The organism is Campylobacter sp. 2018MI34, assembly GCF_016598975.1.
Classification (GTDB): Bacteria; Campylobacterota; Campylobacteria; order Campylobacterales; family Campylobacteraceae; genus Campylobacter_D.
Genome location: NZ_JAENKS010000004.1, coordinates 50,291 through 68,351 on the forward strand (window position 1 = coordinate 50,291; position 18,061 = coordinate 68,351).

General features: G+C 27.4%; 18 protein-coding genes and 1 pseudogene. 12 read left to right on the forward strand and 7 right to left on the reverse strand.

Going from position 1 to position 18,061, the window contains the following annotated elements:
- The first annotated feature begins 320 nt into the window (after positions 1-320).
- Entirely contained in the window at positions 321-1,103 is a 783-nt protein-coding gene (traT, locus tag JG676_RS02260; RefSeq protein ID WP_200217184.1) for a complement resistance protein TraT, read from the forward strand.
- Here the strand turns inward: traT and blaOXA are convergent.
- The 4 genes from blaOXA to surE are packed head-to-tail and all read right to left on the reverse strand — an operon-like array spanning position 1,100 to position 3,699.
- Positions 1,100-1,843, reverse strand: coding sequence for a class D beta-lactamase (gene blaOXA, locus JG676_RS02265; RefSeq protein ID WP_200217185.1), 744 nt, complete (start codon positions 1,841-1,843; stop codon positions 1,100-1,102). The two genes, traT and blaOXA, sit on opposite strands and share 4 nt — an antisense overlap.
- On the reverse strand, positions 1,843-2,289 hold the full coding sequence (locus tag JG676_RS02270; RefSeq protein WP_200217186.1) for a GNAT family N-acetyltransferase: 447 nt from the start codon (positions 2,287-2,289) through the stop codon (positions 1,843-1,845). The genes blaOXA and JG676_RS02270 overlap by 1 nt, the downstream gene beginning before the upstream one ends.
- A complete protein-coding gene (locus tag JG676_RS02275) occupies positions 2,273-2,929 on the reverse strand; it encodes a ThiF family adenylyltransferase (protein ID WP_200217187.1) in 657 nt (218 codons plus the stop codon). Before JG676_RS02275 ends, JG676_RS02270 begins: the two co-directional genes overlap by 17 nt.
- Entirely contained in the window at positions 2,926-3,699 is a 774-nt protein-coding gene (gene surE, locus JG676_RS02280; RefSeq protein WP_200217188.1) for a 5'/3'-nucleotidase SurE, read from the reverse strand. Before surE ends, JG676_RS02275 begins: the two co-directional genes overlap by 4 nt.
- A 139-nt stretch (positions 3,700-3,838) precedes the next feature.
- Here surE and JG676_RS02285 point away from each other — a divergent pair, with 139 nt between their 5' ends.
- The 3 genes from JG676_RS02285 to dcuC all read left to right on the forward strand — a co-directional run bounded on the left by JG676_RS02285 (position 3,839) and on the right by dcuC (position 6,704).
- Complete coding sequence (locus tag JG676_RS02285) at positions 3,839-4,591, forward strand: extracellular solute-binding protein (RefSeq protein WP_200217189.1); 753 nt, start codon at positions 3,839-3,841, stop codon at positions 4,589-4,591.
- Positions 4,592-4,686: 95 nt separating this feature from the next.
- The gene (gene pepE / locus JG676_RS02290; protein ID WP_200169893.1) at positions 4,687-5,391 is read left to right on the forward strand and encodes a dipeptidase PepE; all 705 of its coding nucleotides are present in this window, start codon (positions 4,687-4,689) and stop codon (positions 5,389-5,391) included.
- 8 nt (positions 5,392-5,399) lie between these two features.
- Entirely contained in the window at positions 5,400-6,704 is a 1,305-nt protein-coding gene (gene dcuC, locus JG676_RS02295; RefSeq protein ID WP_200217190.1) for a C4-dicarboxylate transporter DcuC, read from the forward strand.
- Positions 6,705-6,722: 18 nt separating this feature from the next.
- Here the strand turns inward: dcuC and pepT are convergent, their stop codons facing one another.
- The 3 genes from pepT to zupT all read right to left on the reverse strand — a co-directional run bounded on the left by pepT (position 6,723) and on the right by zupT (position 10,072).
- Positions 6,723-7,955 carry a peptidase T gene (gene pepT, locus JG676_RS02300; protein ID WP_200217191.1) on the reverse strand — a complete coding sequence of 411 codons (1,233 nt, stop codon included), beginning with the start codon at positions 7,953-7,955 and terminating at the stop codon, positions 6,723-6,725.
- Positions 7,956-8,225: 270 nt separating this feature from the next.
- Positions 8,226-8,981 (reverse strand): ADP-ribosyltransferase, encoded by a 756-nt coding sequence (locus JG676_RS02305; protein ID WP_200217192.1) that lies wholly within the window; start codon positions 8,979-8,981, stop codon positions 8,226-8,228.
- A gap of 215 nt (positions 8,982-9,196) precedes the next feature.
- Positions 9,197-10,072, reverse strand: a complete 876-nt coding sequence (gene zupT, locus JG676_RS02310; RefSeq protein ID WP_200217193.1) for a zinc transporter ZupT — start codon at positions 10,070-10,072, stop codon at positions 9,197-9,199.
- Between the two features lie 89 nt (positions 10,073-10,161).
- On the opposite strand from zupT, the gene lpxB reads away from it, so the two are divergent.
- The 8 genes and pseudogenes from lpxB to JG676_RS02350 form a co-directional block, all read left to right on the forward strand.
- Positions 10,162-11,253 carry a lipid-A-disaccharide synthase gene (gene lpxB, locus JG676_RS02315; RefSeq protein WP_200169906.1) on the forward strand — a complete coding sequence of 364 codons (1,092 nt, stop codon included), beginning with the start codon at positions 10,162-10,164 and terminating at the stop codon, positions 11,251-11,253.
- 12 nt (positions 11,254-11,265) lie between these two features.
- Positions 11,266-11,751, forward strand: coding sequence for a transcription elongation factor GreA (greA, locus tag JG676_RS02320; RefSeq protein ID WP_200169898.1), 486 nt, complete (start codon positions 11,266-11,268; stop codon positions 11,749-11,751).
- 127 nt (positions 11,752-11,878) lie between these two features.
- A complete protein-coding gene (locus JG676_RS02325; protein ID WP_200169899.1) occupies positions 11,879-12,646 on the forward strand; it encodes a UDP-2,3-diacylglucosamine diphosphatase in 768 nt (255 codons plus the stop codon).
- On the forward strand, positions 12,639-13,595 hold the full coding sequence (locus JG676_RS02330) for a chemotaxis protein (protein WP_200169900.1): 957 nt from the start codon (positions 12,639-12,641) through the stop codon (positions 13,593-13,595). Before JG676_RS02325 ends, JG676_RS02330 begins: the two co-directional genes overlap by 8 nt.
- Positions 13,596-13,598: 3 nt before the next feature.
- The gene (locus tag JG676_RS02335) at positions 13,599-15,911 is read left to right on the forward strand and encodes a chemotaxis protein CheW (RefSeq protein ID WP_200217194.1); all 2,313 of its coding nucleotides are present in this window, start codon (positions 13,599-13,601) and stop codon (positions 15,909-15,911) included.
- A 4-nt stretch (positions 15,912-15,915) separates the two neighbouring features.
- Positions 15,916-16,434 (forward strand): chemotaxis protein CheW, encoded by a 519-nt coding sequence (locus JG676_RS02340; protein ID WP_200169902.1) that lies wholly within the window; start codon positions 15,916-15,918, stop codon positions 16,432-16,434.
- Positions 16,435-16,524: 90 nt separating this feature from the next.
- Positions 16,525-17,526 carry a transaldolase gene (locus JG676_RS02345; RefSeq protein ID WP_200217195.1) on the forward strand — a complete coding sequence of 334 codons (1,002 nt, stop codon included), beginning with the start codon at positions 16,525-16,527 and terminating at the stop codon, positions 17,524-17,526.
- A gap of 57 nt (positions 17,527-17,583) precedes the next feature.
- A pseudogene (locus JG676_RS02350) lies at positions 17,584-18,061 on the forward strand (hypothetical protein); the annotation flags it as partial.

The following is an 18,061-nucleotide window of genomic DNA, read 5'->3' on the forward strand; positions in this document are numbered from 1 at the left end:
GAAAGCTGATAAAAATAATTTATTTTTCATATTTCATAGTTTCTGTTTTTTGCAATGATTTGTATCTTTGATATAAATTAAAATTTTATTTTTTTAAATATCATTCTTATTTTAAAAAATAAAAAAACTAATTAACATAGATTATTTCATTTAAATTAAAAAAGGCTTTTAGGACTATTTATTTTTTAAAGTAAAATTTTAGAAGAAAATCTGCATAAAATCATATAAAAACTCAAATCTTTTATAAAATAATTAATTTGAAAGTTTTATGAGTTATACTAAGAATAACACAAAAGCAAAATAATACCTTAAGGAAAGTAATGAAAATAAATAAATTTATTTTAAGGGCAGGATTAGGTGGTGTTTTAGCAGCAAGCTTATTAACAGGTTGTTTAACAACTACTTTGCAAACTAATGCAACAATGAGTCAAAGTATTTTTCTTGATCCTGTAGTCAAGGAAAAAAGAGTTGTATTTTTAAATATTAAAAATACAAGCGGTCATAATGTAAATTTAGAACCTAAATTAAGAAGCGTATTAGAAGCTAAAGGGTATAAAATTGTAGATGATCCTGATAAGGCAACTTATATTTTAAGTACTAATATTTTATATTGTGATAAAAAACAAGAAAATAATGCAGTAGGTGGTGTCGTTACAGGAGGTGCTACAGGTGTAGCAATTAGTGGTTATAATGGTGGTGGTGCAGGAGGTATGGTTACTGCCGGTGCTGCCGGTGCTTTAGCAGGAGGACTTTTAGGTAAGCTTACAGAAGATACTATTTATCAAATGCAAGTTGATATTAATATTAAACAAAAAGCAGATGGTAAAGTTTTAACTTCTAATGGTAATGTTAGCGGACAAGCTAATGTAAGAGATTCTCAAAGTTCAGGTTTTTTAAATAGCTTTGGTGGAAATGTTCGCAGTGATAAGGTAGGACATTTAAATTCAAATCAAATCAATAATACACAACAAACCTATGAAGCTAAATATATAGAAAAAAATACTATTATTTTTGCAGAAGCCGTAAAAACAGGACTTAAGCTTCCTGAAGCTACACCAATTTTAGAAGATAAAATTGCAAATCAAATTGCAGGGTTATTTTAGTTTGATATGATTGCTAGATATTTTTCTAGCAATTCTTCTCTTATTTTAAGATCTTTAAAATCTTTTATATCAACATTTAAGGCAAAAGAGTAAATTTGTTTTTTTGTTTTTATAAAACCTACTATCCAAGCTATATTTTGTTTATCATTAAAACCTGTTTTTCCATAAAGAATAAAATTGTCATTTTCTTTTAATTTTATTATATTGATTAATTCTTCTTGTATTGCTTTTGGATAAGCAAGTTTTAAATTAGCTAGTTTAAAAAGTAAAACAGCTTGTTCTTTTGCACTAATTTTTAAGGAATTGTCTAGCCAAAAATTATCAATTTTAGAAATTTTTTTATTACCATAGTTTAATAAATTTAAATTTTCTTGCATTCTTTTAATGCCTATTTTTCTAGCAAGTTCTTTAAAAGCTGTTACTTGAGAACGTTTCATAGCAGAGCTTAAATTTGCATCATTTGCCCAAGATTTTAAAAAAACTTTTTCTCCTTTATAGTGATAAAAAATTTCTTCTGTGTTTTTAACTATTTTTAAATTTAAAGCAATTAAAGCATTAAAAATTTTAAAAGTTGAAGCAGGAGAAAAAGCTTTATTGGCTCTTTTAAAATCATTGCTTAAAAAGTTTTTGCCATTATAAATTATAAAAACCCCACTTGTATTTTGCTCTTTAAAAAAATCAGATAAATTTTCTGCTTTTAAAAAAATAATAAATAAAAACATAAGCCAAATTTTTCTCATTAAATTTCCTTTTTCATTAAAAAATTTTTTAAAATTTGATCATTTCTTTTAACTTCATTTTCTCTTACAATTTTAAAGTTATTTTTTAAGAAAAAATCTTTAGCACTCAAAGATGCAAAAGTATAAATTTCTTTATATAAATAATTTTTTAAAGCAAAATCAAGTAAATTCTGTGCTAAACCTTGTTTGATAAAATTAGGATGAGTAAAAAGTAAATCAAGTATTTTTTGACAATTTATTATACTTATAAAACTTGCAATTTTACCTTCTTTTTCATAAATAAAAACATCATTGTTTTTAAATTTTTCTTCCCATTTTTCTTTATCAATTTTAATCCACATTTTAATTTGTTTTTGTGTATAGTCTTTTAAACAAAGTGTTTTTACGCTTTGTTTAAAAAGTATTATACAGGTATTTAAATCTTTAATACTAGCTTTTCTTATCAAGAATTTTCCTTAAAGCTAAAGAAGCTAAAGCTAAACCAAACGAAGCTGTAACTCCCATAAAAGATCCAAGGTTTTTGCAATTAGGATTTTCATCTGAGAAAACCACTTCAAAATCTCCTTTAAATTCTGATTTTCTTAGTTCATAACGAAATTTTTTTGCTAAAGCATCACCATATGTTTTAAAGATACTTGCTGTTTTAATACGCGTTGGATCAAGTTTTCTAGCTCCACCTGTAGAAGAAACAAATATTTGATTTTTAAAATTTATAGCATTAGCTAAAGCGACTTTAGCAGGTATATCATCAATAGCATCAATAATAAGATCAAATTTACTTAAATCAAAATTTTTCAAAAAAGTATGATCAATTTTTGTAACTATGCCTTTAGCATTATAAATTCTTTCAAAAACTTTTGCTTTGTATTCATCTATAAATTCGCTATGAAGTTGGCGATTTTGGTTGGTGATTTCAAATTTATCAGCATCAATTAAAGTAAGATTTGTAAAACCTGTTCGAAAAAGAGTATCGACACATATACCACCTACACCACCAAGTCCACAAACTAAAATTTTTGTTTTAGAAAATTGCTCGAATTTCTCTTCTCCTAAAAGCCATTTTATGCGTGTAAATCTATCATTCATTTTTTTCCTTTAAGCCATTTTTTGGTGTTTTTTAATTTTTTATATGCTGTTAAATCAAGCATAATAGGAGTAATAGTTGCATAGCCTTGTTTTAAAAGAACTATATCGCTATTTTTTTCTTTTTCATGTTTTAAATTGGCGCTTGCAAGCCAAAAATATTTTACTCCCCTAGGATTTGTATTAGAATGAGCTTTGTAAGTGTAAACTCTTTTTCCTGCTTTACAAATTTTTAAACCTTTATATGAAATTTTTGAAGATGGAAAATTAATATTTAAAAATTCTTTTTTACTTAATGGAAAACCTTTATCAAAAATATTTTTTATAAGTTTTTTGGTTATTTTTAAAGCATTTTTATAATCAAGTTTTTCATTTTTTTTATAAAACTGCGAAAGCGCTATAGCTGGAATTCCTTGCAATACTGCTTCCATAGCTCCTGCACAAGTCCCAGAATAAGTAATATCTTCTCCTACATTAGCCCCTTTATTTATCCCGCTAATTACAAGATCAGGCAATCTTTTTTTATATAAAGTATGAAGTGCTAAATAAATGCAATCAGCGGGAGTGCCATCATCAAGCTTATAAAATCTTTTTTTAATCTTAATAAAGCGAAGAGGTTTTGTAAGGGTAATGGAGTGAGCACAAGCAGATTTTTCGGAAGAAGGTGCAACTATGGTAATTTTGGCTTTAAATTCTTTTTTAAGCATTTTTATAAGTTTTTTTAAACCTTCGCTTTCGTAACCATCATCATTGGTTATTAAAATTCTTTTCATTAAAATAATTTATCCTTAAAAATTTTTCAGACTGATTTTAACATTAAGTTTATAAAAACTCTCTTTTTTATAACTGAATTACTTTTCGTTATTAATTTATTATTACAATTAAAATCCATAAAAAATATAAAGGAAATAAATGAAAAAAATTATTAATTTATTTGGTGCTATTGCTTTGGCTTTAAGTGTTGCTAATGCTGATATTAACCTTTACGGTCCAGGGGGTCCTCATACAGCTTTAAAAGATGTTGGAGCTAAATATACAGAAAAAACGGGTGTTAAAGTAAATGTTAATTTCGGTCCTCAAGCAACTTGGTTTGAGAAAGCAAAAAATGATGCTGATATTTTATTTGGAGCTTCAGATCAATCAGCTTTAGCTATAGCAAGTGATTTTGGTGAAGAATTTAATATAAAAAATATCAAGCCATTGTATTTTAGAGAAGCTATCATTCTGACTCAAAAAGGAAATCCTTTAAATATTAAAGGTTTAAAAGATTTAGCTAAAAAAGAAGTAAGAATTGTTGTTCCAGAAGGAGCGGGTAAAAGTAATACTTCAGGAACAGGTGTTTGGGAAGATATGATAGGAAGAACTAAAAATATCAAAATGATACAAGATTTTAGAAAAAATATTGTAGCTTTTGTTCCAAATAGTGGAAGCGCTAAAAAACTTTTTGCAGAAAATAAAGCAGATGCTTGGATAACTTGGATTGATTGGTCAAAAAGCAATCCAGACATAGGAACTGCAGTGCAAATAGAAAAAGATTTAGTTATATATAGAACTTTTAATGTTGTTGCAAGAGAAAATTCAAATCAAGAAGTAAAAGATTTTATCACTTTTTTAAGTTCTAAAGAAGCAAAAGAAATTTTTAAAAAATATGGATGGAAAGAATAAATTTCATCTATTAAAAAATTATTTATAGATTTAATCCTTTTTTGATAAGCCATTTTGCTATAATTGCTTTTTATAAATTTTTAAAGGATTTTTTTATGTTAAATCTTTTGCTTTTAAGTAGTTCTAGCTATAAGGATACAGGCTATTTAACACATGCAAAATCTTTTATAGAAGATTTTTTACAAGAATGTGATATTAAGGATGAATCTATACTTTTTATTCCTTATGCAGGAGTGAGAAGAAGTAATGAAGAATATGAAATAAAAGTAAAAGAAAGTTTAAATAAAAACAATATTGTCTCAATACATCATTTTGCAAATTTAAAAGAAGCAATCTTAAAGGCTAAAGTTTTTTTAGTGGGTGGTGGAAATACTTTTATGCTTTTATCTAAGCTTTATGAATATGATTTACTTGAAATTTTAAAAAAACGTATCCAAGATGGCGCTTGTTATATAGGATGGAGTGCAGGATCTAATATAGCTGGAAAAAGCATTAAAACAACTAATGACATGCCAATAATTATGCCAAAAAGTTTTGATGCTTTAAATGTTTTTCCATATCAAATAAATCCTCATTTTATAAGTGGTAAAATTCAAGGTCATAATGGAGAGAGTAGAGAAGAGAGATTAGAAGAATTTTTAATAGCAAATCCTAAAGATGAAATTTATGCTATTCCTGAAGGTTCAGCTTTAAGAGTGCAAGGGAATAAAATAAAAATTATAGGCTATAATCCTGTGCTTAAATTAAGCTATCCTATGAAAAGCACAATTTTAGAACTCAATCAAGAATATAATTTTTAAGGATTAAAATGCAAACATTTTATCTTTTTGCCTCAATCTTAGGGACAATAGTAGCTATTATTTTACTTATTAAAAAGGTAGAAACAAAAACTGTTTTAATTGGCGTTGGTTTTGTTCTTTGTTTAATTTCTTTAAAACCCGTTGATGCTTTAAATGCCTTTACAACAGCTATGACTAAAGCTTCTTTACTTAAAGCTATTTGTGCTAGTATGGGTTTTGCTTTTGTGATGAAATTTACTAAGTGTGATGTGCATTTAGTAAGATTACTTACCGCACCTTTGAAAAATTTAGGTTTTTTCTTAATTCCTATAGCCTTTATCATTACATTTTTTATTTCTATTGCAATTCCTTCAGCAGCAGGATGTGCTGCAGCCGTTGGCGCAACGTTGATCCCCCTTTTAATGGCATCAGGTGTTAAGCCTGCTATGGCTGCAACTGCTGTTGTAAGTGGAACTTTAGGCGGTGTTTTAAGTCCTGGAACTTCTCATAATAGTATTGTGGCAAATATGAGTGGTTTTTCTGTTCCTCAAGTTATAGGTGTTCAGCTTAATAATGCTATAGTTGCTGGTATTATAGTTTGCATCTCTTTAATCATTATGGCTTTAATTTTTAAAGATTATACAAAAGGTATTGTTTATGAGGTTAAAACTCAAGATAATCATGAAACAATGATACAAAAAGTAAATATTTTATATGCTTTAATGCCTTTAGTACCTATTGTTATTTTGGTTATTGGGGCAAGTGATTTGTCAAAATATCAATTTTTAAGTCCTTTTTTAGAATGGACCACTAAGATTGGTGTTGCAGAAGCTATGCTTTTAGGGGCGATTTTAGCAATATTTATTACAATGAGTAAGCCAAGTGAAATTTGTAAAGAATTTTTTAGCGGTATGGGAAACTCTTATGCTAATGTTGTAGGTATTATCATAGCAGCAAGTGTTTTTGTAGCTGGACTTAAAGCATGTGGAGCTATTGATGCAGTGATTGAATTTTTAAAAAATGAACAACATTATGTGAGTATAGGTGGAACCTTTATACCTTTTTTAATGGCTATAGTTACAGGATCTAGCGATGCTCCCACTATAGCTTTTAATGAGTCAATTACTATCCATGCTGCAACTTTAGGCTTTGATCAAGTAAAATTAGGAACTGCTGTTACGATAGCAGGGGTATTAGGACGGGTTATGTCCCCAATTTTAGCAGCAAATATTATAGTTGCTGCTATAGCAGGAACTAATACCATAGAAATTGTTAAAAGAACAGCTTTAGGATCAATTATTTCTCTTTTTGTAATAGCATTTATTATGCTTTAATTTTAAAGCATAATAAATTTAAGAATTTTTACTTGCTAAAATGATGATTTCTTGTAAAACCTTACTTGCTGCTTTTAAAGATTTTACCGGTAGATATTCGTAAATAGAGTGAAAATTATGTGCTCCTGTAAAGATATTAGGGCAAGGTAAGCCTTTTTGTGATAAAACAGCTCCGTCATATCCGCCACGCATTGGTATAATCTTTGCTTTGATATTTAAATTTTCATAAGCTTTTAAGGCTAGTTTTATGGGTAAGGCATCTTCACTTTTTAGAGAATTAAACACATTTTTATATCTATCATTTAATTTTATATTAATTTTTTCATCTCCCCAAAGTTTCTTACAAGCATCGCTTAAATTTTTTAAAAACTGCATTCTTTGTTTGTATTTTTCATCATCAAATTCTCTTACATCCATCTTTAAAATAGTTTTTGTACTATTTCCTTTTAATTCTTTTACCCAAAAATATCCTTCTTTATTCTCTGTATATTCAGGCGCTTCACCACTCGGGAGCATAGAAATGAATTGATGAGCTAAAATTAAAGAATTTACAAGCTTATTTTTTGCACTCATAGGATGCGCTGAAATACCTTTAAAGATTATTTCTACATCTCCTGCATTCCAGTTTTCATACATAAATTCTCCTATGCCGCAACAATCTAAGCAATACCCAAAATCAGCTTTAATTTCTTTAATATCAAAAGCTTTAGCCCCTTTCAATCCTTGTTCTTCATCGGGTAAAAATCCTACTATTATATCGCCGTGCTTAAGATCTGGATTTTTTACAAAAAACTCTAAACAATCCATAATAGCAGCAATAGCTGCTTTATCATCAGCTCCTAATAAGCTTGTGCCATCTGTATGGATAATCTCATCTCCTATATAATTTTTTAGTTCTTTAAATTCGCTTTCTTTAAGGTAAATATTTAAGTCTTTATTTAAGCAAATATCCCCACCTTTATAAGGTGTAATTTTGGCTTTTGTATCATTTGTTTGTTCCATACTAGTATCTAAATGAGCAAAAAATGCTATGCTTGGTGCATTAGAAATGTTTGCTGGTAAAATTGCAGTTGTAATAGAATTTTCACGTCTTTTAATCTCACTTAAGCCTAATTCTTTTAATTCCTGTTCTAATAATATAGCTAGTTCCATTTCTTTTGGATTTGAAGGCATAATTCCTATTGCACCATTGTCTTTATTGGTTGTAGTATTGATTTTTGTATAATTTATAAATCTTTCTACTATGTCCATATTGAATCCTTAAATATATTATTTAAGATTTATTATATATAATTATTTTAATTTATCAGTAGTTAAAATGTATTAGACTTATTTTCAATATTGAAAATAGATTTTTACTTAAAATAATAAAAATTATAGTTTTGATTTTAGAAATGAAGATAAAGAATATAAAATTAATAATAAATATTTTAATTTAGAAAGTGAATATTAAATCCTTTAAAAGATTTTTACTTAATTAAAATTGTCAAAACCATTACAATTTGTAATGGTTTTTTAGTATTAAAACTCTTTTGGTTGTTTCAAATTATCCACTTTTTCAATCTCACAAGGTTGATTGATATAACAAGGACCTGTCATTTTGACATAAATTGTTAATTTTTTATGATCTTTGGATATTTCATAAGATTCTATACTTAAAACCCTATTTCTTGGAAAAAGTAATTCATATTGACTTTCAAATGCAGCAAGTCCCTTTAAAGAAACAAAAAGTGCATCTGAGTATTTTGGAACTTTTATAACAAGTTCAACAGGCCTTGATTGAAATACACTATTTCTAATTGTAGTAGTAGACATAAACCCATAGTCTCTATATTTTTTATGATTAATAAATTCTAAATAATGTTTAGCCCTTTCTGTAAATTTTCCATCTTTATAAATTTGAGAAAAATAACTTTTATCTAAAAGTCTAAATATAAAACTTAGATTTTCATAACGATAAACTATTAAATTTTCAAATATAATTGTTTTTCCTAAAGCTTGATCAAGCTTTTTTACCATTTCTTTTTGTTTTTCATCTAAAGAAGAAAGTCCTTCTCCATTTCTTAATTTGCTATTTATTGTTACAAAATCTCCATAAGTATATTGATAGACTATACTTTTTTCTTCTTGAGATAAAACATTATTTCCATAAAGTCTTAACCACCAATTTACTGCTTCCCAACCATTTTTAAATTTTTTATAACCTGCATCATCATAATATCCCATTAAAGATGCTTGAAATCCTAAAAATAAAAGTAAAAAAATAATTTTTTTCATTAGCACTCCTTTAATTTGAATTAGATTATAATTAATTATATACCATACAAATTTAATTTTTTAGGAAAATTATGTATAAAATCGTAAATTAAGATATAAATAGTATTAAATATAAAGAAGTACCATAGAATTTTAATGTTACAAAAAGTAAAATATGTTTAATATGATTTTAAAAAAAATAGTAAAAATATTTTAAAAAATTTAAAAACTTATCTTTAAGGATTTAACAAAATTAGACTTATTGCCATTACAGCCATTCCAAAAACTAATCCATAAAGACTATCGTGTGCTTTGTCATAGGTTTTAGCAGCAGGGAGTAATTCATCAAAAGAGATAAAGACCATTATCCCAGCTACCACAGCAAAGGTAATAGCTAAGGTAAGTTCATTCATAATAGGTAAAATTAAAAATGCACCAACGATAGCTCCTATAGGTTCAGCTATTCCAGAAAGAGCTGAATAAATAAAAGCTTTCTTTTTATCATTTGTAGCATGATAAATAGGTAAAGAAACTGCCATTCCTTCTGGGATATTGTGTATAGCAACAGCAACAGCTATAGCTATGCCAAAACTAAGATTATCAAGGCTTGAAATAAAAGTAGCAAAGCCTTCTGGAAAATTATGTATTGCTATAGCAAGTGCAGTAAATAACCCAGTTCTTTTTAGAGCCTTAGCATTGATTTTTTTGAGTGGTTCTCCAGGATGAAAGTGTGGAGCTTTTTCATTTTTTTTAGGTAAAGGACAGATTTTAAGCTCACTTAAATCTTCTTTTGGTTCGTGAGGATTAACATCTTCTGGAATAAATTTATCAATCATGGCCGATAAAAAAATACCGCTAAAAAAGCATAAGAGTGCTAAAAGCTCACCATAACTTGAATTATAATATCTTTTAAAATCAATTAAAGCAGAAGGTAAAATTTCCATAAAAGAAATATAAATCATTACTCCAGCTGAAAATCCAAGTCCAAAAGAAAGAATTCTTAAATTATCATTTTTGCTAAAAAAAGCAATCACAGAGCCAATTGCAGTTGAAAATCCAGCAAGTATGGTTAAAATTATTGCTATTAAAAGTTCTTCTAGTGTGAATTCCATAAAACATTATAACAAAAATTATTAATAATTAATATTTTAAGTAAGTTTTGGCTAGAATTTAAATTTTATTTTGATTAAAGAGTTAAATGATGAAAACTTTTTTAGTTTGTGCTTTAGAGCCATCAGCAAATTTACATTTAAAAGAAATTTTAAAAGTTTATAAAGAAAATTTTAAAGATTTTAATCTTTTGGGAATTTATGATGAGGATTTGTCTAAAGAATTTAACTTAGATTCTAAACCTCTTTATAGTTCTCATGAATTTAGTGCTATGGGATTTATAGAGATTTTACCTTTGATTTTTAAAGCAAAAAAAGCGATCAAAGAACTTGTAAAATTAAGTTTTGAAGTAAAAATTGATGCTATACTTTGCATAGATTCTCCAGCTTTTAATATACCTTTAGCTAAAGCTTTAAAAAGATCAAATTCAAAAATAAAAAGAGTTTATTATATACTTCCTCAAGTTTGGGCATGGAAGAAAGGACGTATTCCTATTATAGAGAGTCATTTTGATATTTTGGCATCTATTTTACCTTTTGACGATAAGTTTTTTACTAAGAGTATTTATTGCGGACATCCGCTTTTAGATGAAATTAAAGAATTTAAAACTAAAGAAGATAAAAAATTAATTCTTTCAAAAAAAGAAGAAAAAATTATAGCTTTTTTACCTGGATCAAGAAAAAGTGAGATTAAACGATTAATGCCTATCTTTAGAGAACTTGCTAAAAAATTTAAAGGTGAAAAAATTCTTTGTGTTCCTTCTTTTAGACGTGATAAACTTGAAATTTATGAAGATATATCCGAATTTAAGGTGCAAAGCAATACTCCAAAAATACTTAAAAAAGCTGATTTTGCTTTTATTTGTAGTGGTACAGCTACACTAGAAGCAGCTTTAGTGGGAACGCCTTTTGTTTTAACTTATAAGGCAAAAGCTATTGATATTTTTATAGCAAAATTATTTGTAAAATTAAAACATATAGGACTTGCAAATATTATTTGTGATTTTGCAGGAAAAGAGCCTTTAAATCCTGAATTTTTACAAAATGAAGTTAAGGTGGAAAATCTTTATAATTCTTATATAAATTATAATTATCAAGTATTTTTTGATAAGGTTAATTTTTTAAAAGAGTATTTAAAATTTGGAAGTGCAAAAAATTTGGCTAAAATACTTCATGAAATTTAAAAAGGATAAAAAATGCAAAAAGAACCAATGAGTGAATTTGGCTATAAAAAATTACTTAATGAATTAAAAGACTTAAAAGATAATCAACGTCCAGCAGTAGTTGTTGAGATTGATGTAGCAAGAAGTCATGGAGATTTAAAAGAAAATGCAGAATATCACGCCGCAAGAGAAAAACAAGCTTTAATTGAAAGTCGTATAGCAGAATTAAGCGATATTTTAGCAAGAGCTCAAGTTATTGATCCTTCAAGCTATGATCACGATAGTGTTAAATTTGGCTCTAGTGTTGTGATTATGGATGTAGAAAGTGAGAAAGAAAGTAAATATACTTTAGTTGGAATTTGTGAAAGCAATCTTGAAAAAGGTTATATTTCCATCAATTCACCTATTGCAAAGGCCATGCTTGGTAAGAAAATTGGTGATGAGTTTAAAGTGCGTCTGCCAAAGGGAGAAAGTGAATTTGAAATTATAGATATTTTTTATGAAGCCTTAGAGTTTTAATATCTGATAATTTTTAAATATTTTATAATAAATTTAATTTATTTTTTTTAGAAAAGTGAGAGAAATATTTATTTATGATAGAAGTTAGTATTTATGTAAAATATAAATTATAATAAAGAATTAAAAAATGAAAAAGCATCTACAAGATGAAGTGATTATTAAAAATGGTGCTATTTTTATAGCTGATGCACATGAAAATGAACAAAGAGAGAGTTTTTGGAATTTTTTATGTGCCTTAAAAGAAGGTAAAATTAAAACTTCTCAACTTTTTTTAATGGGAGATATATTTGATCTGTTAATAGGAGAAATTTCTGCTACACATAGTTTTGCAAAAAAATATATTTTTTTACTAGAAGAGCTTAGTAAAGATATAGAAATTTTTTATTTAGAAGGAAATCATGATTTTAATCTTTCTCCTTTTTTTAAAAAAGTGAAAATTTTTCCTTTGCAAAAACAACCTTTAAAAGCTATTTTTTATACTGAAAAAGATAAAAAAGAAAATTTTTTTTTAGCACATGGAGATATTTTTTTAAATCCTTTTTTAGGGTTTATTTTAAAAAATTTAAGAAGACATTTTTTGCTTCATTTTTTAAATTTTTTAAATAAACTAACTTTTAATTTTATATCAAAACAGATTTTAGCAAATCAAAAAAAGAAAAATCTTTTTTTTAAAATTAATAATTTTGAGAATTTAGTTTATCAAAGATATAAAAAATATAATGCAAATAATACTTGGGTTATAGAAGGACATTATCATCAAAATTTTATTTTAAATAATGAAAATATAAAATATTTTAATTTAGATAGTTTTGCATATAAGGAAAGTTTTTTTGTAGTAGAATACAATCAAGAAATCAAATTTCAAGAACAGAATTTGAGGGGTCAAAATGTTTGATGAAAATATAATTAAAACAGGTTCAAATGAAATGGAACTTGTTGATTTCCGTATTTTTAAGCAAGGACATGATAAAGTTTATGAAGGTATTTATGGTGTCAATGTTTCCAAGGTAAGAGAAATCATCAAAATTCCAAGTCTTACAGAATTACCAGGTGTACCTGATTATATCGAAGGTATTTTTGATCTTCGTGGAGTAGTTATACCTGTAGTTAATCTTGCAAAATGGATGCAAATTACTGAACCAGAAGGAACTATGTTAAAGCCAAGAGTTATTATTACAGAATTTAGTAATATTCTTATTGGTTTTATTGTCCATGAAGCTAAAAGAATTCGTCGTATTAATTGGAAAGATATAGAGCCAGCTACTTTTTCTGCCGGATCTGGAGCTTTAGATAAAGGTAAAATTACCGGTGTAACGCGTATTGAAAATGATGAAGTTTTACTAATTTTGGATCTTGAAAGTATAGTAGAAGAATTAGGAATTTATGCACCTAAAATAGATATTGATCTTAGTAAAATTGAAAAATTTAGTGGAACAGCTTTAATTTTAGATGATAGTTTAACAGCTAGAAAGCGCGTTAAAGAAATGCTTCAGCAAATTGGATTGCAAGTAGTTGAAGCAAAAGATGGAGTAGAGGGTATTAATAAATTAGAAGAATTAAGTCAAATTTATGGGGATTCTTTAGGTGAAAATTTAAAGATTATTGTAAGTGATGTTGAAATGCCTCAAATGGATGGTTTTCATTTTGCAGCACATGTTAAAGAAGATCAAAGATTTAAAGATATTCCTATAGTTTTTAATTCTTCTTTATCTAATGAATTTATGAATGAAAAAGGTGTCCAAGAAGCTGGAGGAGAAGGATATTTGGTAAAATTTAATGCAAGTGACTTTTTCTCTGAAATAACTCGCGTTTTAAAAAAACATCAATCTCAACAACAGGGGTAAAATATGGAAGATATGCAAGAAATACTTGAAGACTTTTTGGTTGAAGCTTTTGAGCTAGTTGAGCAAATCGACCATGACTTAGTAGAGCTTGAATCAAATCCAGAAGATTTAGAATTATTAAATAGAATTTTCCGTGTTGCGCATACTGTTAAAGGATCATCAAGTTTTTTAAATTTTGATGTTTTAACAAAATTAACACATCATATGGAAGATGTTTTAAATAAAGCAAGACATGGTGAGCTTAAAATCACTCCAGATATTATGGATGTTGTTTTAGAGTCCATTGATAGAATGAAAACTTTACTTAATTCTATCCGTGATAATGGTAATGATACGGCAATTGGTATGGATATTGAACCAATTTGTTCTAAACTTACTGCTATTTCAGAGGGAGAAGCACCGACTTCTTCATCTCCTTCTGAAAAAAAAGAAGAAAACAATGAGATTAAGAAAGAAGAAAAACAAGAGCCAGAATCTAGTTTAGAATCTGATATAGATGTAAATAAGCTTAGTGATTCTGAAGTTGAAGCAGAAATAGAAAGACTTTTAAAAGTAAGAAAAGCTGAAGATCAAGCAAGAAGAGCTCAAAAAAAGCAAAATTCAGCTGCATCGGTTTCTCCAAATAAGTCAGCAAATGCACAAACAGATACTCAAGCAGAAAAAAAGGTTCCTGTTTCTGGCAGTAGTGGTGCATCTATGGATCAGACTATTAGGGTTGAAGTAAAAAGACTTGACCATTTGATGAATTTAATTGGTGAGTTGGTACTTGGAAAAAACCGCTTACTTAAAATTTATGATGATGTTGAAGAGCGCTATGAGGGTGAAAAATTTCTTGAAGAACTTAATCAAGTAGTTAGTCAATTAAGTATTATCACAACTGATGTACAACTTGCCGTAATGAAAACAAGAATGCAGCCTATTGCGAAAGTGTTTAATAAGTTCCCAAGAGTCGTAAGAGATTTAAGTCGTGAGCTTGGAAAACAAATTGAGCTTGAAATTACAGGTGAAGAAACAGAGTTAGATAAGTCTATAGTTGAAGAAATAGGTGATCCTATTATGCATATGATTAGAAATTCTTGTGATCATGGAGTAGAAGATCCAGCCACTCGTTTAGCTGCGGGAAAACCTGAAAAAGGTATTGTCCAGCTTAAAGCTTACAATGAGGGAAATCATATTGTAGTAGAAATTACTGATGATGGTAAAGGACTTGATGCAAATGCATTAAAATATAAAGCTATAGAGAAAAATTTAATCACCGAAAGAGAAGCAGATCAAATGACTGATAAAGAGGCTTTTGCTTTAATTTTTAAACCAGGTTTTTCTACAGCAGCAAAAGTAACAAATGTCTCAGGTCGTGGTGTTGGAATGGATGTTGTTAAAACTAACATTGAAAAACTTAATGGTGTAATTGAGATTGATAGTGAAGTGGGAGTAGGAAGCACATTTAAGTTAAAAATTCCTTTAACATTAGCTATTATTCAATCTTTACTTGTAGGTACTCAAGAAGAATTTTATGCTATACCACTTGCAAGCGTTCTTGAAACTGTTAGGGTTCCAATTGATGATATTTATACTATAGAAGGTAAAAATGTATTACGCTTAAGAGATGAAGTTCTTTCACTTGTAAGACTTTCAGATGTTTTTGGCGTTAAACAAGTCCTTGAAAGCGGTGATCAAACATATGTAGTTGTCATTGGCGTAGCGGAAAGTAAGCTTGGTATTATAGTTGATACTTTAGTAGGTCAAGAAGAAATTGTTATTAAATCAATGGGTGATTATTTACAAAATATTACAGGAATTGCTGGGGCTACTATAAGAGGAGATGGTAGAGTAACTTTAATTATTGATGTAGCAGCTATGATGGATATAGCTAAAGAAATTAAAGTTGATATTAAAGCTCAGCTTGAATCAAACGTTAAAAAGGTTAAAGAAAAACCGAGTGATTATAAAGTTTTAATTGTTGATGATTCTAAAATGGATAGAACTTTAATGCAAAAAGCTTTGGAATCTTTAGGGGTAAGTTTAATCGAGGCAACTAATGGTGTTGAGGCGCTTAATATTGTTAAATCAGGAGAACATGATATCGATGCCATGCTCATAGATATAGAAATGCCAAGAATGGATGGTTATACTTTAGCTGGCGAAATTAGAAAATACTCTAAGTATAGAAGTTTACCTCTAATAGCTGTTACCTCAAGAACAAGTAAAACAGATCGTTTAAGAGGTGTTGAAGTGGGAATGACAGAATATATTACAAAACCTTATTCTCCAGAGTATTTAGAAAATGTAGTTAGAAAAAATTTAAAATTAGGATAAGAGTATGAGTAATGATAAATTAGAACAAATTTTGCAAAAACAGCAAGCTCAGATAGCTAGTCCTCAAGATCATAAAGAAGATGATATAATCCAACTAGTTGGTTTTGTGGTTGGAGATGAGGAATATGCTATTCCAATTCTTAATATACAAGAAATTATCAAACCTATAGAATTTACTAGGGTTCCTAGTGTGCCAGATTATGTTTTAGGTGTGTTTAATATGCGTGGAAATGTTATGCCACTTATTGATTTAGCACAGCGTTTTAACTTGGGAAGTTCTAAAATGACTCCTCAAACTAGATATATAGTTTTAAGAGGAGAGACAAATGGCAGTGGTGTTGGAGGAAATGCCGGCTTTGTTATAGATAGATTAACAGAGGCAATTAAAATTCATAGAAGCAGAATTGATCCGCCACCTGAAACTTTAGTAAAAGATAAAGGTATGATTTATGGTATTGGTAAAAGAGATGAAAATATTCTTACCATACTTAAAGTTGAAGCACTTTTAAAACGAGAATTCTAATTTGATGGGATTTTCTCCCATCAAAATCTTTCCTAAATAAATATAATTTAAAATAAAACTAGATATTATTTCAATAAAAAAGGCTTAATAATGAGAAATTTTTCCTTATGGTGTGATTTTATTGAAAATAATTTTTTAGAAAAAGAATTTTTAGACTTATTAAATTCTAAAGTTAATGGAGCTACTTCTAATCCTAGTATTTTTAAAAATGCTATTTTAAATTCTTTATTTTATAAAGATCAAATTGTTAAATTAAAAGGTAAAAAAGCTAAGGAAATTTATGAAGAATTAGCTATTAATGATATTAAAAAAGCAGCTGATAAATTAATGCCTCATTTTTTAAATTTTAATGATGGTTTCATTAGTCTTGAGATCGATCCAAGGTTTTATGATCATACGAGTTTGAGTTTAGGTGAAGCAAAAAGACTTTATAGTGCCATATCTAAAGAAAACGTTATGATGAAAATTCCAGCTACAGAAGCTTCTTATGAGGTAATGTATGAACTTATGAAAGAAGGAGTTAGCGTTAATGCAACTTTAGTATTTTCACAAGATCAAGGTAAAAAATGTTTTGATGCCTTAAATGAAGGTTTAAAATATTTTAATCAAAAAAATCCTTATTTAAATAAAACAAAAACTCCAAAAGCTGTTATTAGTATTTTTGTAAGTCGTTTTGATAAATTCTTTGATATTAAAGTGTTAGAACAAGGTTCTATAGGTGTTTTAAATGCAAATCTTATTTATAACGATATAATAAAAAATAATCAATCAAATATTAGAGCTTTATTTGCAAGTACAGGTGTTAAAGATAATTCTTTGTATAAAGATTATTATATTAAAGAATTATTATTTGAAGATAGTGTAAATACGGCTCCATTAGATGCTATTTATGCTTTTAATGAAGATTATACTTTTAAAACTCCTTTAGATAATACTGAGATTTATGCTAAATTAAATCAAATTGTTTCTTTATATGATTTACAAAAGGCTTATAAAAGCTTAATGGATGATGGTTTAGAACAATTCTGTATAGCTTATGAAGATATCTTAAGTGCTTTATCTTTAAATATTCTAAAATCTAAGAAATTATAATTTTTTAGATTTATTATTAATAATTATTTAAATATTTTAATTTTATTAGGAAAAATTATGAAAAATCCTTTAAATAGTAAATCTTTTAAAATTTTAAAAGAGAAAGGTTTTAAAAAATGGATTTTATATCGTTTTATAAAAATACAAGCTATATTATTAAATTTATTCCCTTTTTTATTTAAGGTTTTGCCTGGCGATTATAAATTTGTTATTTATTGTTTTTCTACATCGGGTCATACTGCTTTAAATTATTTTTTATCTTTATGTGGGTTAAATAAAGTAGAACTTTATCATGATGTTTTAGATTATATAAATATTAGGGAAAAATTAAAAAAAGAAGATAAAAACTTTTATTTACATCTTTTCTTTTCAAGGAAAAAACAATTTATACCAAATTTCTCTTATATATTTAATCCTACTAAAATTCTCATTTTAACAAGAGATCCTATTTCAAGATTTAAAACTTTTATCAATCACGGAAAATCTAGCAATAACACAAAAATAATAAATTTAAATGATGATTTAGATAAAGTTT

Excerpts from the sequence above, each read along its gene's own strand:
- traT (WP_200217184.1), top strand. The coding sequence starts at position 321 with ATGAAAATAAATAAATTTATTTTAAGGGCAGGATTAGGTGGTGTTTTA.
- blaOXA (WP_200217185.1), bottom strand. The coding sequence starts at position 1,843 with ATGAGAAAAATTTGGCTTATGTTTTTATTTATTATTTTTTTAAAAGCA.
- JG676_RS02275 (WP_200217187.1), bottom strand. The coding sequence starts at position 2,929 with ATGAATGATAGATTTACACGCATAAAATGGCTTTTAGGAGAAGAGAAA.
- surE (WP_200217188.1), bottom strand. The coding sequence starts at position 3,699 with ATGAAAAGAATTTTAATAACCAATGATGATGGTTACGAAAGCGAAGGT.
- JG676_RS02285 (WP_200217189.1), top strand. The coding sequence starts at position 3,839 with ATGAAAAAAATTATTAATTTATTTGGTGCTATTGCTTTGGCTTTAAGT.
- pepE (WP_200169893.1), top strand. The coding sequence starts at position 4,687 with ATGTTAAATCTTTTGCTTTTAAGTAGTTCTAGCTATAAGGATACAGGC.
- dcuC (WP_200217190.1), top strand. The coding sequence starts at position 5,400 with ATGCAAACATTTTATCTTTTTGCCTCAATCTTAGGGACAATAGTAGCT.
- pepT (WP_200217191.1), bottom strand. The coding sequence starts at position 7,955 with ATGGACATAGTAGAAAGATTTATAAATTATACAAAAATCAATACTACA.
- JG676_RS02305 (WP_200217192.1), bottom strand. The coding sequence starts at position 8,981 with ATGAAAAAAATTATTTTTTTACTTTTATTTTTAGGATTTCAAGCATCT.
- zupT (WP_200217193.1), bottom strand. The coding sequence starts at position 10,072 with ATGGAATTCACACTAGAAGAACTTTTAATAGCAATAATTTTAACCATA.
- lpxB (WP_200169906.1), top strand. The coding sequence starts at position 10,162 with ATGAAAACTTTTTTAGTTTGTGCTTTAGAGCCATCAGCAAATTTACAT.
- greA (WP_200169898.1), top strand. The coding sequence starts at position 11,266 with ATGCAAAAAGAACCAATGAGTGAATTTGGCTATAAAAAATTACTTAAT.
- JG676_RS02325 (WP_200169899.1), top strand. The coding sequence starts at position 11,879 with ATGAAAAAGCATCTACAAGATGAAGTGATTATTAAAAATGGTGCTATT.
- JG676_RS02330 (WP_200169900.1), top strand. The coding sequence starts at position 12,639 with ATGTTTGATGAAAATATAATTAAAACAGGTTCAAATGAAATGGAACTT.
- JG676_RS02335 (WP_200217194.1), top strand. The coding sequence starts at position 13,599 with ATGGAAGATATGCAAGAAATACTTGAAGACTTTTTGGTTGAAGCTTTT.
- JG676_RS02340 (WP_200169902.1), top strand. The coding sequence starts at position 15,916 with ATGAGTAATGATAAATTAGAACAAATTTTGCAAAAACAGCAAGCTCAG.
- JG676_RS02345 (WP_200217195.1), top strand. The coding sequence starts at position 16,525 with ATGAGAAATTTTTCCTTATGGTGTGATTTTATTGAAAATAATTTTTTA.